The sequence below is a fragment of the Pseudonocardia sp. ICBG1293 genome (assembly GCF_020131355.1).
GTDB lineage: Bacteria > Actinomycetota > Actinomycetes > Mycobacteriales > Pseudonocardiaceae > Pseudonocardia.
Genome location: NZ_JAHLEL010000044.1, coordinates 639250 through 664703, shown reverse-complemented (window position 1 = coordinate 664703; position 25454 = coordinate 639250). Strand labels below are relative to the sequence as shown.

Here is a 25454-nt window from a genome sequence, read left to right as displayed (position 1 = left end):
ATCCCGACCCCACAGCCCGCTGACCAGCAACGACACCTCACAACCCCCGACTACCTGTGCAACTCAGGGGTAGGCCTTCGCGACCTGCTTGAGGAACCGCAGGAACTCCTGATGGCGATGCCGCGGCAGGCACGCCTGCTCGACCCGCCCGGTCGCGACCTCTAACGCCGCTAACAGCGTGGTGGTGCCGTGACGGACGTAGTGACGTAGTCATGCGTCCGTTTCTCCGGGATACCGGGCATGATCGGCAGGATCGGCGCTGTCCGGTCCAGGGCCTGGACCTGGGATTTCTCGTCGACGCAGAGCACGACGGCCTTGTCCGGCGGGTTCAGATACAACCCGACGATGTCGCGGACCTTGGCTTCGAGCTCGGGATCGGTGGAGAACTTGAACGTCTCGGACTTCCACGGCTGCAGCCCCCACCGCCGCCAAATCTTGCCGATCCACACGTGGGAGATCCCGAGCTCGGCACCGAGCAGCCGTGACGACCAGTGCGTGACTCCGAGCCGCTCAGGCGGCGGTTCCAGCGTGGCGAGCACGACCGCGACCTCGTCGATCACCGGCGGCCGGCCCGCCTTGGGCCGGTCGGCCAGCCCGGCGATCCCCTCAGCGGCGTAACGCTTCTTCCACCCGATCACCGTCGCCTTCGACGCCCCGACCAGTGTGACGATGTCCTTGACCGCCACCCCGTCCGCGGCCAGCAACACGATCCTGCCCCGTCGGGCCAGTCCCGCCGAAACCGACGAGGAACGCAGCCAGGACTCCAGCACCTCGCGGTCGGCGGCCGGAACGTCCACGGTCACAGTCAACGGCACAGCTCATGATCCCGTAAACCAGCCCGTGAGTAAAGTAACCTAGTTACCGCAACACTAGCGCGGCATCCGGGTGGTGATTCCGCAGGTCGGGAGGCTCGCTGCGGTGCGGGTCACTCGGTCGCGATGCGGGTTGACACCGTCGGGCACCGCATACCTACAGTCGGCACGCACACCATCTCCGAGCGGCCGAGAGACCCGGTTCGACGACGCCGCAGCAACCCCCCGCCACCCGCGGGTGCGGGTGCTCCAGCCGGGATCGATGGAGGAAACCATGCGCACGGTCGCCGATCAGGTGCGTGCCGCACACCACCCCCGGTACCGCCGGCACGTCGACCTGATGCGGGTCGCCGGCGCCACCTGTCGGGGCTGACCGGAGTCCGCTCCGGGCGCCGCCGCCACTGGTGGCCCCCGTCCTCCCCAGGCTCTCCGCCCCGTCGCGCACCCCGCGGCGAGAAAGCGACAATGCATGTCCACATCGGACACCACCACCGGTCCGGGTGCCCTGCACCTGGCCGTCGCGCTCGACGGCGCCGGCTGGCACCCCGCCGCCTGGCGCGAGCCCGGCGCCCGGCCCGGCGACCTCTTCTCCGCGCGGTACTGGGCCGACCTGGCCCGCACCGCCGAGCGCGGGCTGCTGGACCTGCTGACGATCGAGGACGCGCTCGGACTGCAGTCCGGGGACCACCTGAGCGGCGCCGACCGTCGCACCGACCGGGTGCAGGGGCGCCTCGACGCCTCGCTGGTCGCCGCCTTCCTCGCCCCGACGACGTCACGGATCGGACTGGTCCCCACCGTCACGACCACCCACACCGAGCCGTTCCACGTGGCGTCCGCGCTGTCGACGCTCGACCACGACAGCCACGGCCGCGCCGGCTGGCGGGTGCAGACCTCGGTACGTCCCGACGAGGCCGCCCACTTCGGACGTCGTACCGTCCCCGGGATCCGTCGCGAGGACCTGGGCACCCCGGCCGGCCGCGAGCTCGTCGCCGAGCTGTTCGGCGAGGCCGCCGACGCCGTCGAGGTCGTGCGCAGGCTCTGGGACTCCTGGGAGGACGACGCCGAGATCCGCGACGCGCTGACCGGGCGCTTCGTCGACCGGGACCGGCTGCACCGGGTCGACTTCGCCGGGGAGCACTTCGGCGTCGCCGGTCCGTCGATCGTGCCGCGCCCGCCGCAGGGCCAGCCGCTGGTCGTCTCGCTGGCCCACGGCTACGACCCGGCGCTGCTCGCCGCCCGCGTCGGCGACGTCGTGTTCACCACCCCGCACGACGACGATGACGCCGCCCGCATCGTCGCCCAGGTCCGCGCCGCCGAGGCCGCCGTGGGCCGCACCGCGCCGCCGCTGCGGATCCTCGGCGACGTCGTCGTGGTCCTGGAGCCGACCGAACGCGCCGCCCGCGAGCGGCTCGCCCGCCTCGACGCCCTCGACCCGCTCTCCTCGGACGCGGCCGTCCTGGCGACCACGCCGGCCGGGCTCGCCGACACCCTGCTGTCCTGGCGCCGCGCCGGTCTGGACGGTTACCGGCTGCGACCGGCCGTCCTCCCGACCGACCTGGACGCGATCGTCGACGGCCTGGTCCCCGAACTGCAGACACGGGGCGTGTTCCGCACCGCCTACGGCGAGTCCACCCTGCGCGCGCGCTTCGGGCTGCCCCGCCCGGTCAGCCGCTACGCCACCGGGGCGGATCCCGCCGCCGTACCGACCCTCTCCGGAGCGACCGCATGAGCAGGACCGGCAGGAAGCAGATCGTGCTCGGCGCCTACTTCCCCGGCGTCAACCACGACACCGTCTGGAGCGACCCCGCCTCCGGCAGCCACATCGACTGGGAGTCCTTCGAGCACTGGGCGCGCACCGCCGAGCGCGGCCGGCTCGACCTGCTGTTCCTGGCCGAGGGGCTGCGGCTGCGCACCCGCGGCGGCGAGGTCTTCGACCAGGACGTCCTGGGGCGCCCGGACACCTTCACGGTGCTCGCCGCGCTCGCCGCGGTGACCGACCACATCGGGCTCGCCGGCACCATCAACTCCACGTTCAACGAGCCCTACGAGCTGGCCCGCAAGTTCGCCACGCTGGACCTGCTCTCCGGCGGACGGGCCGCGTGGAACGTCGTGATCAGTTCCGACGCCCCCACCGGCGAGAACTTCCGCCGCGGTGCCTACCTCGGCCACCACCAGCGCTACGAGCGCGCGGGGGAGACCCTCGCCGCGGTCCGCGCGCTGTGGGACTCCTGGGGCTCCGACGCGGTCGTCGCCGACGTGGCCTCGGGCACGTTCCTGCGCGACGGCCACGTCGGCGACTTCGCCGTCTCCGGCAACCAGTTCGACATCGCCGGGCGCTTCACCACCCCGCGCAGCCCGCAGGGCCACCCGGTGGTCCTGCAGGCCGGGGAGTCCCCGGCCGGCCGCGACTTCGCCGCCGCGTCCGCCGACGCGATCTTCTCCCGGTACCAGAAGTTCGACGAGGCCCGCGCCTTCTACGACGACGTCAAGGCCCGGGTCCGCAAGGCCGGCCGCGACCCCGACGAGGTGCGGATCCTGCCCAGCGCGGGCGTCGTGCTCGGCGACACCGCCGTCGAGGCCCGTGAACGCCACGAACACATCCACGACCAGCAGGTCGACCCCTGGACCTCGATCGTGCTCGCCGAGATGGTGTGGAACCGGGACCTGTCGGCCTACGACCCGGACGGCCCGCTGCCCGACGTCGAGCCCACCCCCGAGGCTCCGAAGTGGATCGAGGGCCGGGCGCCGCTGACCCAGGACGCGCACGCGACGGTCGCCGCCTGGCGCGAGCTCGCGCAGGCCCACGGGTACTCGCTGCGCGACACGGTCAAGCACGTCTTCGACCGCGCGGTGTTCGTCGGGACCCCGGAGCACGTGGCCGACGAGATCGACCGCTACGTGCAGTCCGACGCCTCCGACGGCTTCATCCTCGGCTCGCACGTCAGCCCGTCCGGCCTCGACGAGGTCGTCGACCGGATGGTGCCCATCCTCCAGGAGCGTGGTGTGTTCCGGACCGACTACACCCCGGGTTCGACGTTGCGGGACAACCTCGGGCTCGCGAGCCCGTCGCGGTTCGGCGAGCGCCGGTCGGCGGTGGCCTCGTGAGGTTCCCCCGGCCGTCCCGCTCGCCGCGGCGTCACCTCCCCGGCGGACGCGCTGCGGTGCTGCTCGCCGCCACCGCGCTCACCCTCACCGCCTGCGGCTCCGGTACCGGCGGCGACGCCGACGCGGGGCCGCCCCGGCCCGGCGGGACGCTGGTGTTCGCGGTGTCGTCGGACCAGGGCTGCGCCGACCCCCAGCAGGTGCAGAGCAACGACTCGGTCTACTCGCTGCGCCAGATCGTCGACTCGCTCACCGACCAGGACCCCGCCTCCGGCGCGATCGTGCCCTGGCTGGCGACCCGCTGGTCGTCGAACGCCGAGGCGACGGCGTGGACGTTCACCCTGCGGTCCGGCGCGACGTTCTCCGACGGCGCACCGGTCGACGCGGCCGCGGTCAAGGCGAACTTCGACCGGGTGGAGAGCCTCGGCGCCCGCGGCGCCCTCCCCAAGGGCTACCTCTCCGGCTACGCCGGTACCGACGTCGTGAGCCCCACCGAGTTCACCGTCCGGTTCGCCGAGCCCAACGTGCAGTTCCTGCAGGGCACCTCGACCCACAGCCTCGGCCTGCTGTCCCCGGCCAGCGCCGTCCGCTCCGACGACGAGCGCTGCGCCGGTGTGGTCGGCTCCGGGCCGTTCACCCTCGAGCGCTACGCGAAGAACGACGTCACCGTGCTCGCGAAGCGAGCCGGCTACGACTGGGGCTCGCAGCTGTTCACCCACCCCGGCGAGGCCTGGCTCGACCGGGCCGAGTTCCGCGTCGTCCCGGAGTCCGGGGTGCGTGCGGGCAGCGTGCAGTCCGGCGAGGTCGATGCGATCGCCAGCGTCGGTCAGCAGGACGAGGCCCCGCTGACCGGGGCGGAAGTGCAGCTCCCGGCCCGGCCGAACCCGGGCCTGCCGTTCGGGATCACCTTCAACCAGGCCACCCCGCTGGGGGCCGACGCCGCCGTCCGGGAGGCGGTGAGCCGGGGCGTCGACCGCGACGAGGTCGTCGCCGCGGTGTACCCGAGCCAGACCCGGGCGGCGACGAGCCCGCTGTCCTCGACGACGCCGTCCTACGCCGACCAGTCCGCACTCGTCGGGTACGACCCGGCCGCCGCGACCGCCGCGCTCGACCGTGCCGGCTGGGTGCCGGGCCCGGACGGCATCCGCGCCAAGGGCGGCCAGCGGCTGACCGTGCCGCTGACGTTCGCGCAGAACATCGGTACGACCAAGCCCGCGCTGGAGCTGATCCAGCAGCAGCTGCGCCGGATCGGGATCGACCTCCAGCTGCGCGAGGTCCAGATCGCCGAGACCCAGGTCGTCCTCGACGGCGGTGACTTCGTCGCCGCGTGGGGCAACCTGACCCGGGCCGACCCCGACATCCTGCGGTCGACCTACGGCACCGACGGGACCAACCGGTACCGGCTGCCCGACGGGCCGCTGCAGGCACCGCTGCTGGCCCAGGCCGCGACGGTGGACCCCGCGCAGCGCGCGGCGCTCGCCGGGCAGGCGCAGAAGCTGCTCGCCGAGCGGTTCGACACCGCGCCCGTCGTCGAGCTCACCACCGTGCTCGGTGTCGGCCCGGACGCGCACGGGGTCGCGTTCGACGCGTCCTCGCGCATCCAGCTCCACGACGCCTGGAAGTCCGACGCGCGATGACCCTTCCCTACCTGCTGCGGCGGCTCGGGCTCGCCGTCGTCGTGGCGTGGGCGGCGTGGACGGTCAGCTTCGTCGTGCTCTACCTGCTGCCCGGCGACCCGGTCGCGACCATGGCGTCGGCCTCGGACGGTGAGCCGGTGTCCCCGGCCGAGCTCGACGCCCTGCGCGCCCGCTACGGCCTCGACCAGCCGTTGCCGGTGCAGTACGTGACGAAGCTCTGGGCCGCGCTGCACGGGGACCTCGGGACGTCGTTCGCCAGCGGGCAGGACGTGCGGTCCGCGGTCGCCGAGGCACTCCCGCCGACCCTGCAGATCGCGGCCGCCGGGCTGCTGGTCGCCGTCGTCGGCGGGACCGCGGTCGCGGTCGCGGCCACCTGGGTCCGGTCGCCGTGGCTGCGTCAGGTGCTGTCGTCGCTCCCGTCGCTGGCGGTGTCGCTGCCGGTGTTCTGGGTCGGGCTGATGCTGGTGCAGCTGTTCTCGTTCTCCCTCGGGTGGCTGCCCTCGGTCGGGGACCGCGGCCCGGAGTCGCTGATCCTGCCCGCGGTCACCCTCGGGCTGCCGACCGGTGCGCTCGTCGCCCAGGTGCTCGCGAAGAGCCTCACCCAGTCGCTGGACTCGCCGTACGTCACCACCGCCCGCGCCAAGGGGGTCGGCGAGGCCGCCGTGCACCTGCGGCACGCGTTGGGCAACGCCGCGATCCCCGCCCTCACCGTCCTCGGCTACGTCGTCGGCAACGTGCTCGCCGGGTCCGTCGTCGTCGAGACGGTGTTCACCCGGCCCGGTCTCGGCCGGCTCACCGTCGCGTCGGTGGGGGCGCAGGACATCCCCGTCGTGCAGGGGATCGTGCTCTTCGCGGCGCTCGCCTTCGTGGTGGTCAACCTGCTCGTCGACCTGGCCTACCCGCTGCTCGACCCGCGGGTCGCCGTCGCCTCCGGGAGTTCCCGATGACCCTGCTCGACCGCGGCCTGCTGTCCCCGGCCGCGCCCGACGCCCGCCCGGAACCCGGCCCGGCCCCGCGCCGCCCGGCGGCCCGGCTCGGGCGCTTCCTGCGGACCCGGCCCGGGCTGGTGCTCGCCGTGGCGGTCGTGGTGCTCGTGCTGACCGCGGCGTTCGTGCCGTCCCTGCTCGCCCCCGGTGACCCCGCCATCGGGGACACCGCCCGCCGGCTCGCCCCGCCGGGGCCGGGCCACTGGTTCGGCACCGACCACCTGGGCCGCGACGTCTGGACCAGGGTCGTGCACGGCGCCTCGCTGTCCCTGCAGGCCACCGTGGTCGCGGTCGCCGTCGCGCTCGTCGCGGGCGGGCTGATCGGGCTCGTCGCCGGGTTCGCGGGCGGCTGGGTCGACGAGGTCCTCATGCGCGGCGTCGACGTGCTGCTCGCGATCCCGGCGATCCTGCTCTCCCTGGCGCTGATCACCGCGCTCGGCTTCGGCACGCTGAAGGTCGCGATCGCGGTCGGCGTCGCCAGCGTGGCCAGCTTCGCCCGGGTGATGCGCGCCGAGACCCTGCGGGTGCGCCGGGCCCTCTACGTCGAGGCCGCCCGCGCCGTCGGCACCCGGTGGTACACCTCGCTGTGGCGCCACGTCCTGCCCAATGCGGCCGGGCCGGTCGTGGTGCTCGCGGTGCTCGAGTTCGGCCTGGCGATCCTCGCGGTGTCCGCGCTGAGCTTCCTCGGGTACGGCGCACCGCCACCGGCCTCGGAGTGGGGCACCCTGGTCGCCGACGGGCGCAACTACCTGGCCGTCGCGTGGTGGGTGTGCGCGATGCCCGGCCTGGTCATCGCCGCGACCGTGCTGTCGGTCAACCGCATCTCCCGGGCCCTGGACGGCGAGTGGGGGCGGTCGGCGTGAGCGCCCTGTTGCAGGTGGCGGGCCTGGAGGTCGCCTACGCCGGGGGCGGCGGGACGGTGCACGCCGTACGCGGCGTCGACCTGACCGTCGCGCCCGGAGAGGTCGTCGCCGTCGTCGGGGAGTCCGGGTCGGGCAAGACCACCCTCGCCGCGGCGGTGCTCGGGCTGCTGCCCGCCGCGGGGGCCGTCACCGCGGGCACCGTCACCCTCGCCGGCACCACCCTCACCGGGCTGCCCGAGCGCGCGTACCGGTCGGTGCGCGGCGCCCGGATCGGGTTCGTCCCGCAGGACCCGGGCGTCGCGCTCAACCCGGTGCAGAAGGTCGGCGTGCAGGTCGCCGAGGTCCTGCGCACCCACGGGCTCGCCGACCGCCGTTCGGCGCCGGCCCGCGCCGTCGCGCTGCTCGGGCAGGCGGGTCTCGACGACCCGGACACCCGCGCCGGGCAGTACCCCCACCAGCTGTCCGGCGGGATGCGCCAGCGTGTCCTCATCGCGATCGCCATCGCCGCCGGGCCCGCGCTGGTCGTCGCCGACGAGCCGACCAGCGCCCTGGACGCGACGGTGGCCCGGCGGATCCTCGACCACCTCGACGCGCTGCGTTGCGACCTGGGGACCGCGCTGCTGCTGATCACCCACGATCTCGCCGTGGCCACCGACCGGGCCGACCGGATCGTCGTGATGCGGCACGGCCGGGTCGTGGAGCAGGGCACCCCGGCCGAGCTGCTCGCCGGGGCGCAGGACCCCTACACCCGGGAACTGCTCGCCGCCGCCCCCGGTCTGGCGCTCACCGCCCCGCCGGTGCTGCCGCCGGTCGACACCGCGGGCCCCCCGGTCGCCGAGGTCCGCGACCTGGTCAAGGAGTTCCCGCTGCCGCGGGCCCGTGGGTCCTGGACGCGGCGCACCCACCGCGCCGTGGACGGGGTGTCGTTCACGATCGCCCGCGGCGAGACCGTCGCACTGGTCGGGGAGTCCGGGTCGGGCAAGTCGACGACGGCGCGGCTGCTGCTGCGCCTGGAGGACCCCACCTCCGGGCAGGTGCTCCTCGACGGCGAGGACGTCACCCGCGTCCGCGGCGAGGCGTGGCGGGCGCTGCGCCGCCGCGCCCAGCTGATCTACCAGAACCCCTACGCCTCGCTGGATCCCCGGTTCGCCGTCCGCGAGATCGTCACCGAGCCGCTGCGGGCGTTCTCCGTCGGCTCGTTCGCCGAGCAGGCCGACCGCGCCGCGGAGCTCGTCGACCGGGTCGCGCTGCCCTCCGGGGTGCTCGACCGGCGACCCGAGGAGCTGTCCGGTGGGCAGCGCCAGCGGGTCGCGATCGCCCGGGCGCTGTCGCTGTCGCCGGACCTCGTCGTGGCCGACGAGCCGGTCTCCGCACTCGACGTCTCGGTGCAGGCCCAGGTGCTGGAGCTGCTCGCCGAGCTGCAGCAGCGCGACGGCCTGTCCTACCTGTTCATCTCGCACGACCTCGCCGTGGTCCGGCGGGTCGCGCACCGTACCGGTGTCCTGCGCGACGGACGGCTCCGCGAGCTGCGGCCCACCGCGGAGCTGTTCGACGACCCGCGCGACGAGTACACCGCAGAGCTGCTCGCTGCGATCGCCGGTAGGAAAGCCGGGGTGTCGTGAGCCGATACATCGACACCGTCCTGTCCCGGCGGCGTCACATCGACTACGTGCGGATCTCCTCGACGCTGTGTCGGCCGGTCGATCGACCCGACGGATCGACACCGACACCACAGTCCCCAGGAGACACCGTGAGCGTTCCGACCCTGCCCTCCGCCGATCCGGGCACCCAGCTGCTCGACGGGCTCGACGCCCTGGTCCGGCGGCACCGCGCGCTGCTCGGCGGCGGCGACCCGGGCAACGACGCCCTGCACGCCGAGCTGATCACCGCCGAGGTGGCGCAGCAGCTCGCAGCGGCCCGTACGGCGCTGCGCCGCCGCCCCCGCGCCGCCTGACCCGCCCCTCCGCACCGCACGAGCGGGCCGCACGTACGAAAGGTTCGTACGGACGGCCCGCTCGTGCGGTGTGCTGCGGCGGTGCGCTGCGGCGGTCGTCGCGCCCGCCGTGGCGGGGGCGACGACCGCACGCGGGGGGCGGCGGGGACTACTTGACTTCGTTCAGCTTCCCGGTCGCGACGTCGAACACGAAGCCGCGGACGGCGTCGGTGCGCGGGACGAACGGGTTGGCCCGGATCCGGGCGACCGACTGGCGGACGTCGGCGTCGAGATCGTCGAACGCCTCCGCGGCCCACTGCGGCTTGATGCCGGTCTCGTCGCGGATGGAGGCCTTGAACCCGTCGTCGGTGAAGGTCAGCATCCCGCAGTCGGTGTGGTGGATGAGGATGATCTCCTCGGTCCCCAGCAGGCGCTGGCTGATCGCGAGCGAGCGGATCTCGTCGTCGGTGACGACGCCGCCCGCGTTGCGGATGACGTGGGCGTCGCCCTCGGCCAGACCGAGGATGCGGTACACGTCGAGCCGGGCGTCCATGCAGGCGACGACGGCGACCTTGCGGGCCGGCGGCAGCGGCAGCGGGCCGGAGAAGTTCTCGGCGTAGCGGGCGTTGTTCTCGAGCAGTTCGTCGGTGACGGACACGGGGTCTCCCGGAGTGGCTGGTGTCGGTGGCGCGGGTGTCCTACCCGCGCGCGGGGCACGGGGGCGGCCACGCGGCGACCCCTCGGATCGCTACGCGGCCCACCGACACAGCTCGTCGAACGCCACGACACGCCGGCCCGGCCAGAACGGCTCCAGCAGGGTGCGCATCACCGCATGATTCGATCGCGATACCCGGTTCGGAGCAAGCAGACGTCCACCGTCTGGGCACGGTGGGTGCCTGTCCGGACACACCGGCCCGGATCACTCCGGCCCGGTGAAGAACTCCAGGGCGATGTTGTCCGGGTCGCGGAAGGAGACGCCGCTGCCGTAATGGGCCTTCTTGACACCGTCGTGGGCGATGCCGAGCTCGGTGAGCCTCTGCGCCCACTGCTCCAGCTCCGCGTGCGAGCCGACCGCGAACCCGACGTGGTCCAGACCGGTCCGCTCCTCGCTGAACGGCTCGCCGGACTCGCGGCCCTGGTGGGTGTGCAGGCCGAACAGCATCCCGCCCTCGAGCGCGAAGACGGTGTGGTGGAAGCGGCCGCCCTCCTCGTCCTCGTCGAGGACGGGCTCGGTACCGAACAGCGCCGCGTACCAGCGGGTGCTGCGGTCGAGGTCGCTGACGGTCAGGGCGACGTGCTGCAGACCGGGGAAGGCCACGGTGTCCCTCGCTTCGTTGCGTGCGGGTGTCGGCATGTGTCTATCAGCCCGATCCGGCCGCGGGCCCCCTCCGACCGGAGGGTGCTCACGGTGCCGGGAGGGCGGGGTAGCCGATCGGGGCCCGGTCGCCCTCCCAGCCCCAGCGGCGCACCGGGACCGAGGCGACGTCGTAGGCGTCGACGGCGAGATCGGTGTCGATCCGGGTGATCGCCCCCCAGTCGGCCTGGTCCGGGTCGTCGGCGGTGTCGACCCGGGTCGCCACGACCTGCTCGGTGGTGGTCCGGCGCATCGCCGCGAAGCTGCCCCCGGCCACGTCCGCGAACGACACGTCCAGGGCGAACCCCAGCGACGACGGGCCCAGCACCAGGTAGCGAGGGGTCTGTACCAGCCCGGCCCGGACCGCGGGCAGGTCGCGCAGGCAGGGCGCCGCCCAGAGGATCGACCAGTCCACGTACACGGGGCCGTCGGCGTCGCGCAGCATCGGCACGACCGGCGCCGGGGTGAGCATCCGCGGGGCGGCGGCGGCCACCCAGCCGCCCGGTCCGACGGCGTCGTCGACCGCGTGCACCCGGACCCGGTCGACGCCGTCCGGGAGCGCCGGGACGGGCACCCGCACGGTGCGCCATCCGGGCCGGTCGAGGGGCACGGCCTCCTGTACGCGCTCGGTGGGGTAGGTGCCGCGGGCACCGGTGGCGGTGTCGTCCAGCGACAGCCGCCCGTCGGGTCCCGGCGACCCGGCCAGGGCGTACTCCAGCTCGAGGGTGTTGCCCTGCCCGGTCCGCCCGGCGACGTCGACCGACAACACCCGGTCGCCGGGGCCCGGCGTGACGGCGAACCAGCGGGTCCGCAGCTCACCGGTGGTGCCCGGTCCGCCGTCGAGGCCGCCCCAGGCCAGTCCGCCGCGCGGTGGGGCCTCGACCCAGCCGCGGCCCTCGGTGAACCCGGTGAGCGTGTCCGCGCCACCGGCCACGGGCAGCGCCCCGGCGTCGACCGGGACCGAGACGTGGTCGAGGATCCCGCAGGTGTCCCGGCCGGTCAGCTCGTCCCACAGCTGGCCGCCGACGCTGTAGCCCCCGCCCTGGCGCAGTGGGGCGACGACGAACGAGGAGACCACCACCGACACCCCGGTGACCAGCGCGACCACGACGACCCCGGCGGGCAGCGCCGCCGCGGTGCGGGCCGCTCCCTCCCGTACGGAGCGCCGTCCACCCCGTCCTGCCCGGTACGCCACGGCGGCGGACACGACCAGCACCAGCACCGCCACCAGCGCCCAGGACACCGGTGAGTCCAGCGGGGTGAACGGCCCGTCGTTGCGCGGCACGCCCCAGCCCGACCACAGGAACCACTCGTTGCGCCCGGCGAAGGCGAGCGCGGCGAGCACCACGGCGGCGAGGGTCCCCGCGGCCGCCGCGCCGCGCACGGTCGCGTCGGCGGGCCGCCGGGCCGCGGTCACCACCAGCACCACCCCCACGGCGACGGCGAGTGCGCCGGTCCCGGCGAGCGTCCCGAAGTAGTGGGTCCACTTCGACGGTGCCGGGGTGAGCAGCACGAGTCCGAGCGCGAACCCGGCGAGCGGCACGGGTGTCCGGCGCCGCCCCGGGCCCCACCGGTGCGCGCCGCGGGCGACCAGCGGCAGCGCCGCGACCAGCAGGGCGACGGTGAGCAGCACCGGTACCCGTCGCCCGAGCCCGCCCTGTTCGGTGCCGAACCCCAGCAGGTAGCTCCAGCGGCGCAGCTCCTGGAACCACGGCGACGCCGGCCCGTAGAACTGGTGCATCTCGGTGGCCCGGGCGACCGTGTACAGGCTCTGCCCGGTGAACACCGGGGTCAGGCCGGCCGCCGCGATCCCGGCCGCGGCGACGGTGGCCGCGATCCCGGCGGCGACACCTCCGCCGGCGTGCCGGGTGACCCGCCGCCACAGCGCCGGGAGCAGCAGCACCAGCGGACCGGCGACGGTCAGCGCCGACGGTGTCACGGCCAGCGCCAGCCCCGCGGTCAGCGCGGCGGCCGCGGTCCACGTCCCGCCGCGGCGCCCGGGCCGGGCGGCGGCGCGCAGCGCGCAGCACAGCGCCGCGGTCGCCGCGAGCGCCGCGAACGGCTCGGGGCGCACCCCGAGGTTCAGCGGCAGCCACCACGCCAGCAGCGCGACGCCCAGCGTGCCCCGCACCCAGGCCCGGCGGTGGTGGCGCGGCAGCACCGCCGGCAGCGCGACCCGCGACAGCAGCAGCCACACCGCCATGCCCGCGAGCACCGACGGCACCCGCAGCACCAGCGGTCCCACCCCGGTCTCGGCCAGTGCCCGGACCAGCCGGATGACCAGCGTGTACGGCGCCTCCGAGGCGTTGCCCCAGCGGTAGACGTTGCCGAAGTCGCCGGTCGCGGTAGCGCTCGCGTTGCGCGCGATGGCCTCGGTGAAGCCGTCGTCGGTGGACAGCGGCCCGAGGACCGTCCACGCCGCGAGCGTGACGAGCACCAGCACGTCCGCGGCGGCCCGCCCGATCCCGGCCGGGGTGCCCACCGCGGCCAGCCGGGCCCGTCGGAGCCGGGCCGCGCCGTGCCGGCGCCGGAACCGGTCCCCGGCCAGGCGGGCCAGCAGCAGCGCGGCGACGGCCGCGGCGAGCCACTGCACCCCGACCAGGACGGTCTTGGCCGGGGACGAGGCGGCGGCGAACCAGTCCGCGGTGCGCGCGGTGACCCGCAGACCGTCGGCGTCGGCGGGGGACAGCTGGGTCGTGAAGGCGGCCACGGCGCGTACGACGGCGCCGGGGACGACGCGCGGCTCACCGTCGCCCGGGGTGACCCGCGACCCGACCACGGTGGTGGCCGTCCCGGTCCCGGCCGAGCGCGCGACGGCGGCACGCAGCACCGGGCAGGGGACCTCGACACGGACCGCCTCGGGTGCGTAGGGCTGGAACGCCGCGGTCGTCGAGACCGGCTGCTCGCCCACCCGCGGCCAGGTCACGGTCGTGGTGCGGGTGTCGACGGGCGCGAACGGCACCAGCGCGGCGAGCAGCCCCGCGAGCAGGCCGGTGAGCAGGGTCGCGACCACCAGGCGGCGGGGGAGGGCAGGTGCGGCGGGGCGGTCTGAGGAGTGCATCGACTTCCGGATCGGCTCGGCGGGGGAGCGCGGGGCGGGCCGCCCGTCAGACCGCGGTGACCGGCACCGTGTGCCGGCCGGTCGCGCCGTCGGGGATCGAGACCTGTTCCCGTTCGGTCTGCACCGTGCCGGTCCGGTCGGTCGCGCGCACGCGCAGGGTGTGCTCACCGGGTACCAGTTCGATCTCGGTGCGCCACATCCGCCAGCTGTCGGCGCCGAGGTCGGCGCCGAGCAGGGCCCGGCCCCACGGCCCGCCGTCGACGGACACCTCGACCCGGGTGATGCCGCCGTGCGGCGCCCAGGACGTCCCGGCGACCGCGACCCGTCCGGCCGGGACCGACGCCCCGGCGACGGGCGTGTCGATGCGGGACTGGGTCTTCACCGGCCCCTCGCGGGCCCAGCCGCGCTCGGCCCAGTACGGCGTGGCCGCGTCCCGGGTGGTGACCTCGATGTCGGTGATCCACTTGCAGCCGGAGACGTAGCCGTACAGGCCGGGGACCACCATCCGGACCGGGAACCCGTGCTCGACCGGGAGCGCGGCGCCGTTCATCCCGAAGGCGAGCAGGGCGTCGCGGCCGTCGGTGACGACGCCGACCGGGGTACCGGTGGTGAACCCGTCGACGCTGGTGGACAGCAGCTGCTGGGCCCCGGGCGCGATGCCGGCCTCGGCGAGCAGGTCGGCCAGGCGCACCCCGGTGAACCGGGCGTTGGAGACGAGCGTGCCGCCGACCGGGTTGGACACGCACACCATCGTGATCGGCACCTCGACGACCCGGCGGGCCCGCAGGTCCGCGAGGGAGAGGGTCAGCTCGCGCTCGACCATGCCGTGCACCCGCAGGGTCCACGACGCGGCGTCGACCCGGGGGACCTGCAGCGCGGTGTCGATCCGGTAGAAGTCCGCGGTCGGGGTGAGCCAGGGCGGGGTGCCCGGCAGGCTCGCGTCCGGTGGGAGCGAGGGCACCGGCGGAGCGGGTGGGAGCGCGAGCGCCGCGGGCCCGGCCGACGGCGGTCCGGCGGCGAGCAGCCGCCCCGCGACGGCCGCGGCCAGGGAGACGACGGCGGTCCCGCCGGCCAGCCCCAGCGCCCGCCGGCGTGACACCGCCGCGGTGGTGCCCCGCCGGGGCCGGTTCGCCCGGACGAACGCGGCGTGCACCGCCAGGAACACGCTCGGCCCGACGAGGAGCGCGGCCACCGGGGCCGTCAGGTCGACCGGCCGGAACGCGGGCGCGGCCACTGTCGTGAGCAGGGCGGTCACCCCCATCGCGACCACGACCGCCAGGCCGGGGGCCGGTCGTCGCCGGGCCACGAGCCCGGCGGCCGCGGCCAGCCCGGTGATCACCAGCGCCATGCCGGTCAGCAGTGCGAGCTTGTCGGCGGTGCCGAACGTGGTGATCGCGAACTGCTTGAGCCACTCCGGGGTCAGCCGCACGAACTGGTCGCCGACGGTCAGGAACGGCGAGGACGCGGGGGAGGCCAGCCCGGCCACCAGGTCACCCGCCGCGAGGGCCGAACCCACGCCGAGCAGACCGGTCACCACCGCCCCGGCCCGGCTGAGGGACCCGGTGGTGCGGGTCGGGGTCACGGTCACGTCAGGGTGTTCGTACGCCGACGGGCCCGGGGTTCGCACCCCGGGCCCGTCGGTCGTCGATCTCGGTCGTCAGCTCTTGGGCATGAGGACCTTGTCGATCACGAACACGGTGGCGTTCGCGGTCGGGATGTTGCCGCAGAGGATGTTGGCGGTGTTGCCCTGGCCGTCGGTGACGGTGGGGGCCTCGGCGGTGCCGCCGATGGTGAGGTCACCGCCGGCCAGCTCGGTCAGGGTCTTCTTCTCCACGAGGCCCGCGGCGTCCAGGCGCTCCGGGGTCACGTGGTAGGAGAGCAGGCCCTGCAGCTGGGTGGTGTCGGCGAGCAGGGCGTTGAACTTCTCGTCGCCGAGCTGCTGCTGCACCGCGGTGAAGGCGTCGTTCGCCGGGGCGAACACGGTGATGCCCTTCTGCTGGTTCAGGGTGTCGGCCAGACCGGGCACCTTGCCGACGGCGGTGACCAGGGTGGTCAGCAGCGGGTTGGTGCTCGCGGCGGTGGCGACCGGCTGCGGGCCCATCGAGTCGAGCGAGCCGGGCTCGTCGCCCTGCGGCAGCTGGCCGCAGGCCGGGCCGAAGACGTCGTCGTTGGTCGTGACGCCGTCGGCGGCGGCGGTGGTCGCCGGGGCCGAGGAGGTGGCCGGGGCCGCCGCGGGCGGGGCGGAGGTGTCGCTGCCGCCGCCACAGGCGGTGAGGCCGAGCGAGAGGGCGGCGAGCAGGCCGACGGTGGCGAGGGTGCGAGAGGCGCGCATGTCTGATTCCCTTTCGAGGAAACTGTCTGTCCTGTGTGGACTTCGTTGAATTGTTCGGACTGTGGTTCCGGGCGGTTCGGCGGTTCCGGAAGTTTTTTCGGGAATTTCTTCGCGGTGTCGTGGAACGGTTCAGACGACGGTGATGATCGTGCTCGGCCACCCCGTCGCGCCGTCCGGGATCGGGTCGACGCGGACGTCGGTCTGGACGAGTCCACGGCGGTCGGTGGCACGGGCGGTGAGGGTGTGGCTGCCGGGGGACAGGTCGAGCTCGGCCCGCCACATCCGCCAGGTGTTCGGATTGACCTCGGTGGCCAGCTCGGCCCGCACCCACGGGCCGTCGTCGGCGCGGACCTCGACGGCGGTGATCCCGACCGGCTGGGCCCACGCCACCCCGGCGACCTGCACGCGTCCGGCCGGTAGCTGCGCGAACCCGACCGGGGCGTCGATCCGGCACTGGGTCTTGATCGGGGCGCGCTCGGCCCAGCCGCGGTCCCGCCAGTAGACACTGCGCTCGGCGAAGGTCGTCAGCTCGAGGTCGGCGAGCCACTTGGTGGCCGAGACGTAGCCGTAGAGTCCGGGGACGACCATGCGCACCGGGAAGCCGTGCTCCACCGGCAGCGACTCGCCGTTCATGCCGAGTGCGAGCAGCGCGCCACGGCCGGGCTCCAGCACGGTCGCGGTCGGGGTGCCCGCCGTCCAGCCGTCCCGGCTGGTGGAGACGATCTGGTCCGCGGCCGGGTCGACCCCGGCCTCCAGCAGCAGCGGCGCCAGCTCGACGCCCACGAAGTCCGCGGTGGACACCAGGTTCCCGCCGACGGTGTTGGAGACGCAGGTCATCGTGATGGTGCGCTGGACGAGCGGGCGTCGTAGCAGGTCGTCGACCGTGAGGACGAGCTCGCGCCGCACCCGGCCGTGCACCCGCAGCGACCAGTCCTCGGCCCGGACCGCCGGGATCGTGAGGGCGACGTCGATCCGGTAGAAGTCGGCGTTCGGGGTCACGAACGGAACGGTCCCGAGCTGCGGGAACGCCGCCGAGGCCGGCACCGGCGGCGCGGTCTCGGCGAGCGTCGCCGCGGCCAGCCTGCCGGTCAGCGCGGTCCGCGAGGCGGCGATCCCGCTGCCCGAGGAGGTCAGCGTCGCGCCCACCCCGCCCGCGACGAGCGTCCCGGCGGCGACGGCGGCCGAGGCACCGGCGAGCACGGTGCGCCGCGGGACCCCGTCACCGACCCCGGTGCCGCCGTCCCCGGTCCGGGACGCACCGGACCGGCGGGCGAGGCGGTCCAGCCCCCGCTGTACCGCCACCCCCACCACCAGCGCGACGACCGGGGCGGCCAGGTCCGCCGCGGCCGGCACCGGGCCGGTCAGCACCGCGGCCACCGCGAGCAGCCCGAGCGCGGCGACGGCCGCGGTCCCCACCGCGGGGCGGCGGCGCGCCGCGAGTCCGGCCACGGCGCCGAGCAGCACCAGCAGCACGCCGATCCCGGCGAGCAGGACCGGCTTGTCGGCCGTCCCGAACGCGGACTTGGCGAACTCCACGACCGGCTGCGGCGAGAGCCGCACGACCGCGTCGCCGACCGCCACGAACGGCGACGACGCCGGCGCCACCAGGGCCGCGACGAGGTGCCCCGATGCCACCGCGGCGGCGATCGCCAGCAGTTCCACCAGGATCGCCACGGAACGCGACGGAAGGGCCAGTGGCCCGTTCTCGTCGGCCCGGTTCTCGGTCAGCACGAACAGTTCTTCGGAACCGGCGGCGGAAACGGTTCGACCGGCTCCCGACGATTCCGTGCCGGGCCGGGGCTCAGGCCAGGCCGAGTGACTCCGGCTGCACCGGGACGGGCGTGTCCGCCCCGAGTCCCTTCTGGGCCGCCGCGGTCCGGACGGCCTCGATCACCAGCGGCAGCGCGGCCCGGCGCCCGGTGGTGGTGCGGTAGGCCAGCGACACGGTGCGGGTGAGGGCGTCGCCGAGCGCGACGATGTCGACCCCGGGCGGTCGCAGCGCCAGGCCCAGGTCGGTCACCAGGGTGACGCCGAGCCCGGCCGCGACCATCGCCATCGCGGTGGCCTGCTCCTCGACCTCGTGGTGGATCCGCGGCTCGAAGCCCGCGCTCTGGCAGGCCAGCCGGGCCGCATGTCCGAAGTGCGACCGGGCGGGCGACACGATCCACGGGTGCTCGGCCAGCTCCGACAGCATCACGCTCGCCGCGGGCACCGCCCCGGCGGGCACCGCCGCGTAGACCCGCTCGACGGCGATGACCGCGCGCTCCAGGCCGGTGTCCCACGTCATCGGGTAGTTGGAGTAGTCGATGACGAACGACAGGTCGAGCTCACCGTCGCGCACCGCCGCCGCGGTCTCCTCCGGGGCGAGCTCACGGGTGCGCACCACGATCCCCGGGTGGGTGCGGGCCAGAGCGGTCAACGCGTCCGGCAGCAGGCCCGAGGCGACCGAGGCCCAGACCCCGGCGCTGAGCTTCGCCGCGACGGTCTCGCCCGCCTCCTCCAGCGCCTGGGTGGCGCGCTCGACCGAGGCCAGGATCTCCTCGGCGTGCTCGGCCAGCAGGACACCCAGGTCGGTGAGCTGGACCCGCCGCCCCCGCCGTTCGAACAGGCGGGTCCCGACGTCGCGTTCGAGCTGGGCGAGCTGCTGGGACACCGCCGAGGCGGTGTAGTGCATCGCGGTCGCCGCCGCGGTGATCGTTCCCCGCCGGTGCAGCTCACGCAACATCCGCAGCCGGGGCAGGGACAGCTCCATGTGGCAGAGCTTATTGCGCTGTGCAGGAACGGTGAACAGCGCCGTGAATGATCCGTAAATGGACGCGGGGCCGGGTGCGACCGCAACCTGGGGCCACCGGTCGGGAACGACTGCCGCCGGGGGGACGACGAGGTCCGCGATGTCGACGAGACCGGAACGGCCCCTGGCGGCGACGACCGGTGCAGTACGAGCAGGAGGTGGGTCGCCATGACGACGATGCAGAACCCGGCCGGGAGCACCCCGCAGACGGCGGCCACGGCCGTCCCCTACGTCTCCGGCGCCCCGGCGCCCACCGTCGCTCCGGTCGTCCGCCGTCCCGAGCCCTACATGCGCCTGCAGTGGAACGACGCCGTGACCGGCGCGGTCGGCTACCTGGTCGTGCACACCCTGCGGGCGGGTCTGGCCACCGGCGGTACCCGGATGCGGGCCGGCTGTACGTTGTCCGAGGTCGAGGACCTCGCGCGCGGCATGGCCAACAAGACCGCCACCTTCGACCTGCCGATCGGTGGGGCGAAGGGCGGCATCGACTTCGACCCGAAGGACCCGCGTGCCGTCGAGGTGCTCGAGCGCTTCTGCGAGGCCATGCGTCCCTGGATCGACGCGCACTGGGTGACCGCGGAGGACCTCGGCGTCCCGCAGCACCTGATCGACGAGGTCTTCGAGAGGATCGGGCTCGGGCAGAGCTACCACGCCGCCATCAGCCGCGCCGCCGACCCGGCCGCGACCCTGGAGCGGGTGCGCACCGGGCTCACGGCCGAGGTCGACGGCGGGTTCGAGCTGGGCGACGTGATCGGCGGCTACGGCGTCGCCCACGCCTGCCTGGCCTCCGCGGTGTCCTGGGGCCGGATCCCGGCCGACACGACGGTCGCGATCCAGGGCGTCGGCACGATGGGCGGCGCGGCCGCCTTCTACCTGCACGAGGCCGGGATGAAGGTGACCACCCTGGCCGACGCCGCGGGGACCCTGCACTGCGCCGACGGGCTCGACGTGCCCGCGCTGCTGGACCTGCGCGACGGCTTCGGCGAGATCGACCGCAGCCGGCTGCCCGCGGGCGTCGAGCAGCTGCCGCGCACCGCGATCCTGTCCGCCGAGGTCGACATCCTGGTCCCGGCCGCGATCTCCTACGCGATCACCCCGGACAACTCCTACGACGTGCGGGCCCGCGTCGTCGTGGAGGCCGCGAACGCCGCGACCACCCCGGAGGCCGAGGCCATGCTCGCCGCCCGCGGGGTGCCGGTGCTGCCGGACTTCGTCGCGAACGCCGGTGCGGTCGCCTGGGCCTGGTGGCTGCTGCTCGGTGAGGTCGACGACGACCCGCAGAACTCCTTCGACCGGCTCCGCACGGTGATGCACACCAAGGTCGCGCAGCTGCTGGCCGCGTGGTCCGAGGAGGGCGTCACCCCGCGCGAGACCGGGCACCGCTGGGCCGACGACCCGGCCCCGACGACCGGCCCGGTCGTCATCCCCTGACCCCCGGTCCGACCTGCTCCACCCGTGGCGCCCCGGGCCGCCGCGCGGTACCCCGTCCGCCGGGCGCCGCGCACCGGCCCGGGGCGCCACGGCGTGTCGACGGCGGGCACGGTGGCGGTGCGGTGCGGCCGAGGGCGGGCCCGGTGCGGCCGAGGGCGGGGCGTCAGCCGCGGCGGTCGTCCCGGCCGCGCTCCTCGCGGTACTCGTGGTCGTGGCGGAGCCGGGCGTCGACGTGCTGCTCGGCCCGCCGTGCCTCGCGGGTCGCGGCGGCCGCCCCCACCGGGTAGTCGGCCTTCATCACCCGGGTCTCGCACGCCTCGACGACGTAGACCGTCGAGTAGAAGTAGCCGATCACCGCACCCGAGGCGATGGCACCCAGCCGCACCCACGGCGGGCCGGGCACGACCAGGTACAGCAGGGCCAGCAGCGGGACCAGCTGCACCGTGGTGCGGACGAGATGGCGCAGGACCCAGGTACGGGTCGTGACGTCGTACAGCACCCAGCGCCGGTTCCGCGGCGGCAGCCGGGCACCGAAGGCGTAGGCCAGCCAGCGGAACGGGTTCGGACGCCGGATCTCCTCGTCCATCTCGGGCTCCCCCTTCACCGGATCACGCACCCGGGTGGCGGACGAGCACGGCGAACGGGTCCGTCCAGTGCCGTCCGCTGTTCTGCGGGGCGACGGTCACGCCGTCGGCACCCGGCAACGGCTGCGGCAGCGGTCTGCCCGCCGCCGCGGCCGCGACGAGCTCGCGGACCCGCTGCCCGGCCCGATGGTAGAACTCGAGCTGCACCGCGCGGCCGAACAGGCCGAAGCCGAGCCGGTACAGCGGGTTCGGGATGTGTGCGGGCCGGGAGAACGCGCGGATGACGAACTCGACGTCGCCGGTCGTGAGGTCCTTGACCACCTCGTAGGTGAGCCGGCCCTCCTCCAGGTGCCCGTGCAGGGTCTCGTAGGTCCAGCCCCAGACGCGGCGGCCGTCGACGGTCCCGTCGACCAGGCCGGTGACACGGACGCCGAGGTGGAACCGCATCGGGCCGAACCGGCCCTCCAGCAGCATGTCCCGCCCCAGCAACGGGTCGGCCGGGCGGAACACCCCGCGCAGCCGGCTCGGGGCGGTGAACTGGTAGTCGCGCAGCACCGCGCAGGCGCGCTCCCAGGGGCCGTCGGGCACCGGGTCGCCGGGCGGTTCGGTGCCGACCAGGGCCCGGCCGTGGTCGACGTGCCATCGGGGGTCGTGGGTGTCGGTGGGGGTCTCGGCGTCGTCGAAGTTCACGCCTCGTGCGGCGAGCCCGTCCAGGTCGGTGCGACGGTCCTCGGGGGCGGGGCGCTTCAGGACCGCAGGCCCTTCTCCTCGCGCCGCATCGCGTCACCGATCAGCCAGAACATCGACGGCCACAGGCCGACGAAGACCGCGCGGCGTTCGGCGTTGCCGCGCTCGTCCTGGTCGACGGTCTTCGCGCGCAGCCACAGGGCGATGGAGAAGCCCACCGAGCCGAGGGAGAACCACTGGAGCTGGGCACCGCGCAACCCGACCCGGTGCAGGACACGTCCGACCGTCATGGCCCTCCGTTCCCCGCTCCCGGCGGATGTAATCCCGTACAGGGGGTATGCCTACGCCGTGCGGACCTCCAGTACGGCCACGGCGAGCGAACGGTCCACCCCGGTGACCGGTGACCGGCGGTCCCGTCGCGTGTCGGCGTTGCTGCGCTGGCCGGTGGGGCTGGTGCTGGTGTCCTGGCGCTACTTCTGGCGCACCACCCCGATCCACCGCAGCGACGTCGTCGGGGACCTGGCGGACCTGCCGCCCGCCTCCCCGCAGGGTGCCGGGACCGATGACGTCCAGCGCCCCTCGGACGGCTACGGGACGCTGCTGCACCGGCGCTACTCCGTGCGCATCCGCGGCTCCCGGTGCAGCCCCGAGGAGCTCATGACGGCCCTCGCCGCCGACCCCGACCGCTGGTCACCGGAGTTCGCGGTGTTCCGCCGCACCCGGGGTGAGCACGGGGCGATGGCGGTCGGCGACGAGTTCCTCATCCGGATGCCCGGTCCGTGGGACGGCCCGGTGCGGGTGGCCGCCGCCGCACCGACGGAGTTCTCCTTCGTCACGCTGCGCGGGCACCTGGAGGCGGGCCGGATCGACTTCCGCACCCGTGTCGACCCGGACCACCCGCAGATGCTGCGCTTCGACATCGAGTCCTGGGCACGTCCCGGGGACCGGCTCTCGCACGTGCTCTACAACACGCTGCGGGTGGCCAAGGAGGTGCAGTTCAACATGTGGACGCACGCCTGCATCCGGGCGGCCGCCCTCGCGGGTGGCCGCCCGGACGGCGGCGTGACGGTGCGCACCCGGCGGTTCCCGACCGCCGGCTGACACCGCGGCGTCACCGGACCGGCCGCACCTCACGGATCATGACCATCCCGAGGCCCGCGACGGCGATCCCGCGCAGCAGCTCCACGTGCAACCCGCTGAAGACGGGGGCCTCGGGCAGCGGCACGAACAACAGCAGCGACCCGGCCAGCGCGGCCGCGCCGATCCAGCGCGGCACCCCGGCGGTGCGCAGCAGCGCGACGCCCGTCAGCGCGAGACCGGCCAGCAGGACCAGGCCGCCGACCATCTGCAGCAGCGCGAAACCGGGTGCGGCGAGGATGCTGCCGTCGTCGGGGACCAGCTCCGGTGCCGCCCGGGCGATCGCGGGTGCCACCAGCCCCTCGACGACCAGGTGCCCCTGGGCGCTCAGGGCGTTGCCGAGGAAGTACAGGCCGAACCCGAGGGTGCCGAGCACCCCGGCCCGCGGGGCGAACCAGGCCCAGGCGGCGGGCAGGCCCATCATCAGCGCCAGTGCCCCGGCGTAGATCGACAGCTGCGCCCACGGCGACCCGGGCGCGAGCAGGGACTCGACGGAGTGGGCGTTCCCGTCGACGACGGGGTGGGCGACGCCGCCGGCGAGCGACAGCACGGCGGAGGCGAGGAGCATCGCGCCACCGCCCACCACCAGGCGTCGCCGGGCGGGGTCCACGGCGGGGACGGCCGGGGCGGCGGGGGAGGTCTGCAGGGTCACGGTGGTTCCTTCCGACGGGGCGCGTCCGGTCCGTCCGGCGCGACCCGGCCACCGTGCGCCCGGGCGCTTGCAGCCCACTTGCGGCCGGGCTGCGGGGGCGCCGGCACTGTCGGCCCGGCCCGGCGCGGGGCAGACTCGCCGATCATGAGCACCGACGCTCCCGCCCCCACCGAGATCTCCTACGACGTCCACGACCGGGTCGCCACGATCACGCTGGACCGCCCGGACCGTCTCAACGCGTTCACCCCGACCATGGCCCGCGAGCTGATCGCGGCCTACGACCGCGCCGACGCCGACGACACCGTCCGCGCGATCGTGCTCACCGGGCGCGGGCGTGGGTTCTGCGCCGGCGCCGACCTGGGCCGCGGCGGCGCGACGTTCGACCCCACCGACCCGCAGCGCGCCGCCGACCGCGCGGGCGTCGGCACCATCGGTGGTGTCGTGCGCGACGGCGGCGGCACCGTCACCATGCGGATGGCCGCGCTGCGCACCCCGGTGATCGCCGCCGTCAACGGCCCCGCCGTCGGGATCGGGGCGACGATGACCCTGCCCGCCGACATCCGGCTCGCTGGGGCCTCGGCCCGGTTCGGGTTCGTCTTCGCCCGCCGGGGGCTCGTCCCCGAGGCGGCGTCGAGCTGGTTCCTGCCGCGCATCGTGGGGATCTCCCGCGCGATGGAGTGGGCCGCGACCGGCCGGGTGTTCGACGCCGCCGAGGCCCTCGACGGCCGGCTGGTCTCCCGCGTCCTGCCCGACGACGAGCTGCTCGACGCCGCGTACGGCATCGCCCGCGAGATCGCCGACAACACCTCCGCGGTCTCGGTCGCGCTGACCCGCCGGCTGCTGTGGGGGATGCTCGGCGCGTCGTCGCCGTGGGACGCGCACCGCGCCGACTCGGCCGCGATCGCGCACCTCGGGCAGGGCCGCGACGTCGCCGAGGGCGTCACGGCCTTCCTGGAGAAGCGCCCGCCCGCCTTCCCCGACACCGTCTCGGCCGACTACCCGGAGGACGTCGTGGAGCGCTGGCCCGCGCCGCCCGCGGACCTGGTGGACTGAAACCCGGGTGCGCCGGGGGTGGCCGGACCCCTACGGTCCCGGCGTGGCCTCGATACGCCTGCGCGTCGCCCGACGGCGGCGCCACCACCTCTGATCCCGCCGATCCAGGCGCCGCCGTCCGAGCAGCCGGTATCCGTACCCCTGCCGGGCGGCGCACCCTCGTGCGCGCGTCCGGCTCCCGAACCGGGGAGCCTCCTTGTCACGCCCACTCGGCCGTCACGAGCACGGCCAGAACTTCCTTGTCGACCCGGCGGTCCCCGCGGCGCTCGCGGCCGTCGCCGAGAGCTGGGAGCCGCGCCCGCTGCTGGAGCTCGGCCCCGGTGACGGTGCGCTGACCGCGGCGCTGCTGCGGCGGCTGCCGGGCCGCCCGCTGACCGCCGTCGAGCTCGACCCCCACCTCGTGGCCCGGCTGCGCAGGCGGTTCGGCGACGCCGTGTCCGTCGTGCACGGCGACCTGCTCCACACCCGCCTGGACCGGCCCGTCGACGTGGTGTCGAACGTGCCCTACGCGCTGACCACCCCGCTGCTGCGCCGGCTGCTCGCCGCACCGCACTGGCGGCACGCGCTGCTGCTGGTGCAGTGGGAGGTCGCCCGCAAACGCGCCGCGGTCGGCCCGACCAGCGCGCTCACCGCCCGCTGGTGGCCGTGGTTCGAGTTCCGGCTGCACGGCCGCGTCCCGGCACGGGCGTTCCGGCCGGTCCCGGCCGTCGACGGCGGTGTCCTGGAGGTCGCGCGGCGCGCGACCCCGTTGCTCGACGCGCCGCGGGGCGGCTACCAGCGCCTGGTCGACGCGGTGTTCACCGGCCGTGGCCGCGGGGTGGTCGACGTCGTCGCCCGGCGCCACGGTCGCGTCGTCGCCCGGGACTGGGCCCGCAGCTGCGGGATCGGTCCGCGGGCGCTGCCCCGCGACCTCGACGCGCGGGCCTGGGTCCTGCTGCACGACCGGGTCACGGGCCGGACGTGACTCCGGTCCCACCCGTTGCGCGCGGGCACCGCGGTCTGTTCGGGTGAGCGGCGTGGAGCGCACGGAGCTGACCCG

Annotated in this window: 23 protein-coding genes and 1 pseudogene; 12 read left to right on the top strand and 12 right to left on the bottom strand. The window is 75.0% G+C overall.

Annotated features, from left to right (window positions below; all coding sequences use genetic code 11):
* Positions 1-66: 66 nt before the first annotated feature.
* Positions 67-809: pseudogene (locus KPF47_RS22835) on the bottom strand (IS630 family transposase); the annotation flags it as partial.
* 277 nt (positions 810-1086) lie between these two features.
* Between KPF47_RS22835 and KPF47_RS41040 the strand changes: the two are divergent.
* The 8 genes from KPF47_RS41040 to KPF47_RS22800 all read left to right on the top strand — a co-directional run bounded on the left by KPF47_RS41040 (position 1087) and on the right by KPF47_RS22800 (position 9354).
* On the top strand, positions 1087-1185 hold the full coding sequence (locus KPF47_RS41040) for a putative leader peptide (protein ID WP_374108876.1): 99 nt from the start codon (positions 1087-1089) through the stop codon (positions 1183-1185).
* Positions 1186-1281: 96 nt separating this feature from the next.
* Positions 1282-2541, top strand: a complete 1260-nt coding sequence (locus KPF47_RS22830) for an LLM class flavin-dependent oxidoreductase (RefSeq protein WP_224390888.1) — start codon at positions 1282-1284, stop codon at positions 2539-2541.
* On the top strand, positions 2538-3917 hold the full coding sequence (locus KPF47_RS22825; protein WP_224390887.1) for an NtaA/DmoA family FMN-dependent monooxygenase: 1380 nt from the start codon (positions 2538-2540) through the stop codon (positions 3915-3917). The genes KPF47_RS22830 and KPF47_RS22825 overlap by 4 nt, the downstream gene beginning before the upstream one ends.
* Positions 3914-5551: an ABC transporter substrate-binding protein gene (locus KPF47_RS22820; protein WP_224390886.1), complete on the top strand. Its 1638-nt coding sequence runs from the start codon at positions 3914-3916 to the stop codon at positions 5549-5551. The genes KPF47_RS22825 and KPF47_RS22820 overlap by 4 nt, the downstream gene beginning before the upstream one ends.
* Positions 5548-6498 (top strand): ABC transporter permease, encoded by a 951-nt coding sequence (locus tag KPF47_RS22815; RefSeq protein WP_224390885.1) that lies wholly within the window; start codon positions 5548-5550, stop codon positions 6496-6498. Before KPF47_RS22820 ends, KPF47_RS22815 begins: the two co-directional genes overlap by 4 nt.
* The gene (locus KPF47_RS22810; RefSeq protein WP_224390884.1) at positions 6495-7400 is read left to right on the top strand and encodes an ABC transporter permease; all 906 of its coding nucleotides are present in this window, start codon (positions 6495-6497) and stop codon (positions 7398-7400) included. Before KPF47_RS22815 ends, KPF47_RS22810 begins: the two co-directional genes overlap by 4 nt.
* Positions 7397-9022: an ABC transporter ATP-binding protein gene (locus tag KPF47_RS22805; RefSeq protein WP_224390883.1), complete on the top strand. Its 1626-nt coding sequence runs from the start codon at positions 7397-7399 to the stop codon at positions 9020-9022. The genes KPF47_RS22810 and KPF47_RS22805 overlap by 4 nt, the downstream gene beginning before the upstream one ends.
* A gap of 128 nt (positions 9023-9150) precedes the next feature.
* The gene (locus KPF47_RS22800; protein ID WP_224390882.1) at positions 9151-9354 is read left to right on the top strand and encodes a hypothetical protein; all 204 of its coding nucleotides are present in this window, start codon (positions 9151-9153) and stop codon (positions 9352-9354) included.
* A gap of 148 nt (positions 9355-9502) precedes the next feature.
* Here KPF47_RS22800 and KPF47_RS22795 read toward each other — a convergent pair whose 3' ends face one another.
* From KPF47_RS22795 to KPF47_RS22765, 7 genes are all read right to left on the bottom strand, one after another.
* Entirely contained in the window at positions 9503-9991 is a 489-nt protein-coding gene (locus tag KPF47_RS22795) for a carbonic anhydrase (RefSeq protein ID WP_224390881.1), read from the bottom strand.
* A 261-nt stretch (positions 9992-10252) separates the two neighbouring features.
* Entirely contained in the window at positions 10253-10651 is a 399-nt protein-coding gene (locus KPF47_RS22790; RefSeq protein ID WP_224390880.1) for a VOC family protein, read from the bottom strand.
* An 85-nt stretch (positions 10652-10736) separates the two neighbouring features.
* Complete coding sequence (locus KPF47_RS22785; RefSeq protein ID WP_224390879.1) at positions 10737-13748, bottom strand: arabinosyltransferase domain-containing protein; 3012 nt, start codon at positions 13746-13748, stop codon at positions 10737-10739.
* 46 nt (positions 13749-13794) lie between these two features.
* On the bottom strand, positions 13795-15336 hold the full coding sequence (locus KPF47_RS22780; RefSeq protein WP_308015463.1) for a molybdopterin-dependent oxidoreductase: 1542 nt from the start codon (positions 15334-15336) through the stop codon (positions 13795-13797).
* A gap of 69 nt (positions 15337-15405) precedes the next feature.
* Entirely contained in the window at positions 15406-16080 is a 675-nt protein-coding gene (locus KPF47_RS22775) for a fasciclin domain-containing protein (RefSeq protein ID WP_224390878.1), read from the bottom strand.
* A 129-nt stretch (positions 16081-16209) separates the two neighbouring features.
* Positions 16210-17811 carry a molybdopterin-dependent oxidoreductase gene (locus KPF47_RS22770; protein WP_224390877.1) on the bottom strand — a complete coding sequence of 534 codons (1602 nt, stop codon included), beginning with the start codon at positions 17809-17811 and terminating at the stop codon, positions 16210-16212.
* Between the two features lie 70 nt (positions 17812-17881).
* The gene (locus KPF47_RS22765; protein WP_224390876.1) at positions 17882-18832 is read right to left on the bottom strand and encodes a LysR family transcriptional regulator; all 951 of its coding nucleotides are present in this window, start codon (positions 18830-18832) and stop codon (positions 17882-17884) included.
* 327 nt (positions 18833-19159) lie between these two features.
* Between KPF47_RS22765 and KPF47_RS22760 the strand changes: the two genes are divergently transcribed.
* The gene (locus KPF47_RS22760) at positions 19160-20302 is read left to right on the top strand and encodes a Glu/Leu/Phe/Val dehydrogenase (RefSeq protein ID WP_224390927.1); all 1143 of its coding nucleotides are present in this window, start codon (positions 19160-19162) and stop codon (positions 20300-20302) included.
* Positions 20303-20465: 163 nt separating this feature from the next.
* Here KPF47_RS22760 and KPF47_RS22755 read toward each other — a convergent pair whose 3' ends face one another.
* Genes KPF47_RS22755 through KPF47_RS22745 form a run of 3 tightly spaced genes read right to left on the bottom strand, consistent with a single transcriptional unit; the run spans position 20466 to position 21863 of the window.
* Positions 20466-20888, bottom strand: a complete 423-nt coding sequence (locus KPF47_RS22755; RefSeq protein ID WP_224390875.1) for a DUF5313 family protein — start codon at positions 20886-20888, stop codon at positions 20466-20468.
* Positions 20889-20910: 22 nt separating this feature from the next.
* The gene (locus KPF47_RS22750; RefSeq protein ID WP_224390874.1) at positions 20911-21576 is read right to left on the bottom strand and encodes a DUF1990 family protein; all 666 of its coding nucleotides are present in this window, start codon (positions 21574-21576) and stop codon (positions 20911-20913) included.
* A gap of 56 nt (positions 21577-21632) precedes the next feature.
* A complete protein-coding gene (locus tag KPF47_RS22745) occupies positions 21633-21863 on the bottom strand; it encodes a hypothetical protein (RefSeq protein ID WP_224390873.1) in 231 nt (76 codons plus the stop codon).
* A 58-nt stretch (positions 21864-21921) separates the two neighbouring features.
* Here KPF47_RS22745 and KPF47_RS22740 point away from each other — a divergent pair, with 58 nt between their 5' ends.
* Complete coding sequence (locus KPF47_RS22740; protein WP_224390872.1) at positions 21922-22674, top strand: DUF1990 family protein; 753 nt, start codon at positions 21922-21924, stop codon at positions 22672-22674.
* 10 nt (positions 22675-22684) lie between these two features.
* Here KPF47_RS22740 and KPF47_RS22735 read toward each other — a convergent pair whose 3' ends face one another.
* Complete coding sequence (locus KPF47_RS22735; protein WP_224390871.1) at positions 22685-23362, bottom strand: hypothetical protein; 678 nt, start codon at positions 23360-23362, stop codon at positions 22685-22687.
* Positions 23363-23506: 144 nt separating this feature from the next.
* On the opposite strand from KPF47_RS22735, the gene KPF47_RS22730 reads away from it, so the two are divergent.
* Positions 23507-24415, top strand: coding sequence for an enoyl-CoA hydratase-related protein (locus KPF47_RS22730; protein WP_224390870.1), 909 nt, complete (start codon positions 23507-23509; stop codon positions 24413-24415).
* Between the two features lie 196 nt (positions 24416-24611).
* On the top strand, positions 24612-25379 hold the full coding sequence (gene erm / locus KPF47_RS22725) for a 23S ribosomal RNA methyltransferase Erm (protein WP_224390869.1): 768 nt from the start codon (positions 24612-24614) through the stop codon (positions 25377-25379).
* Positions 25380-25454 lie beyond the last annotated feature (75 nt).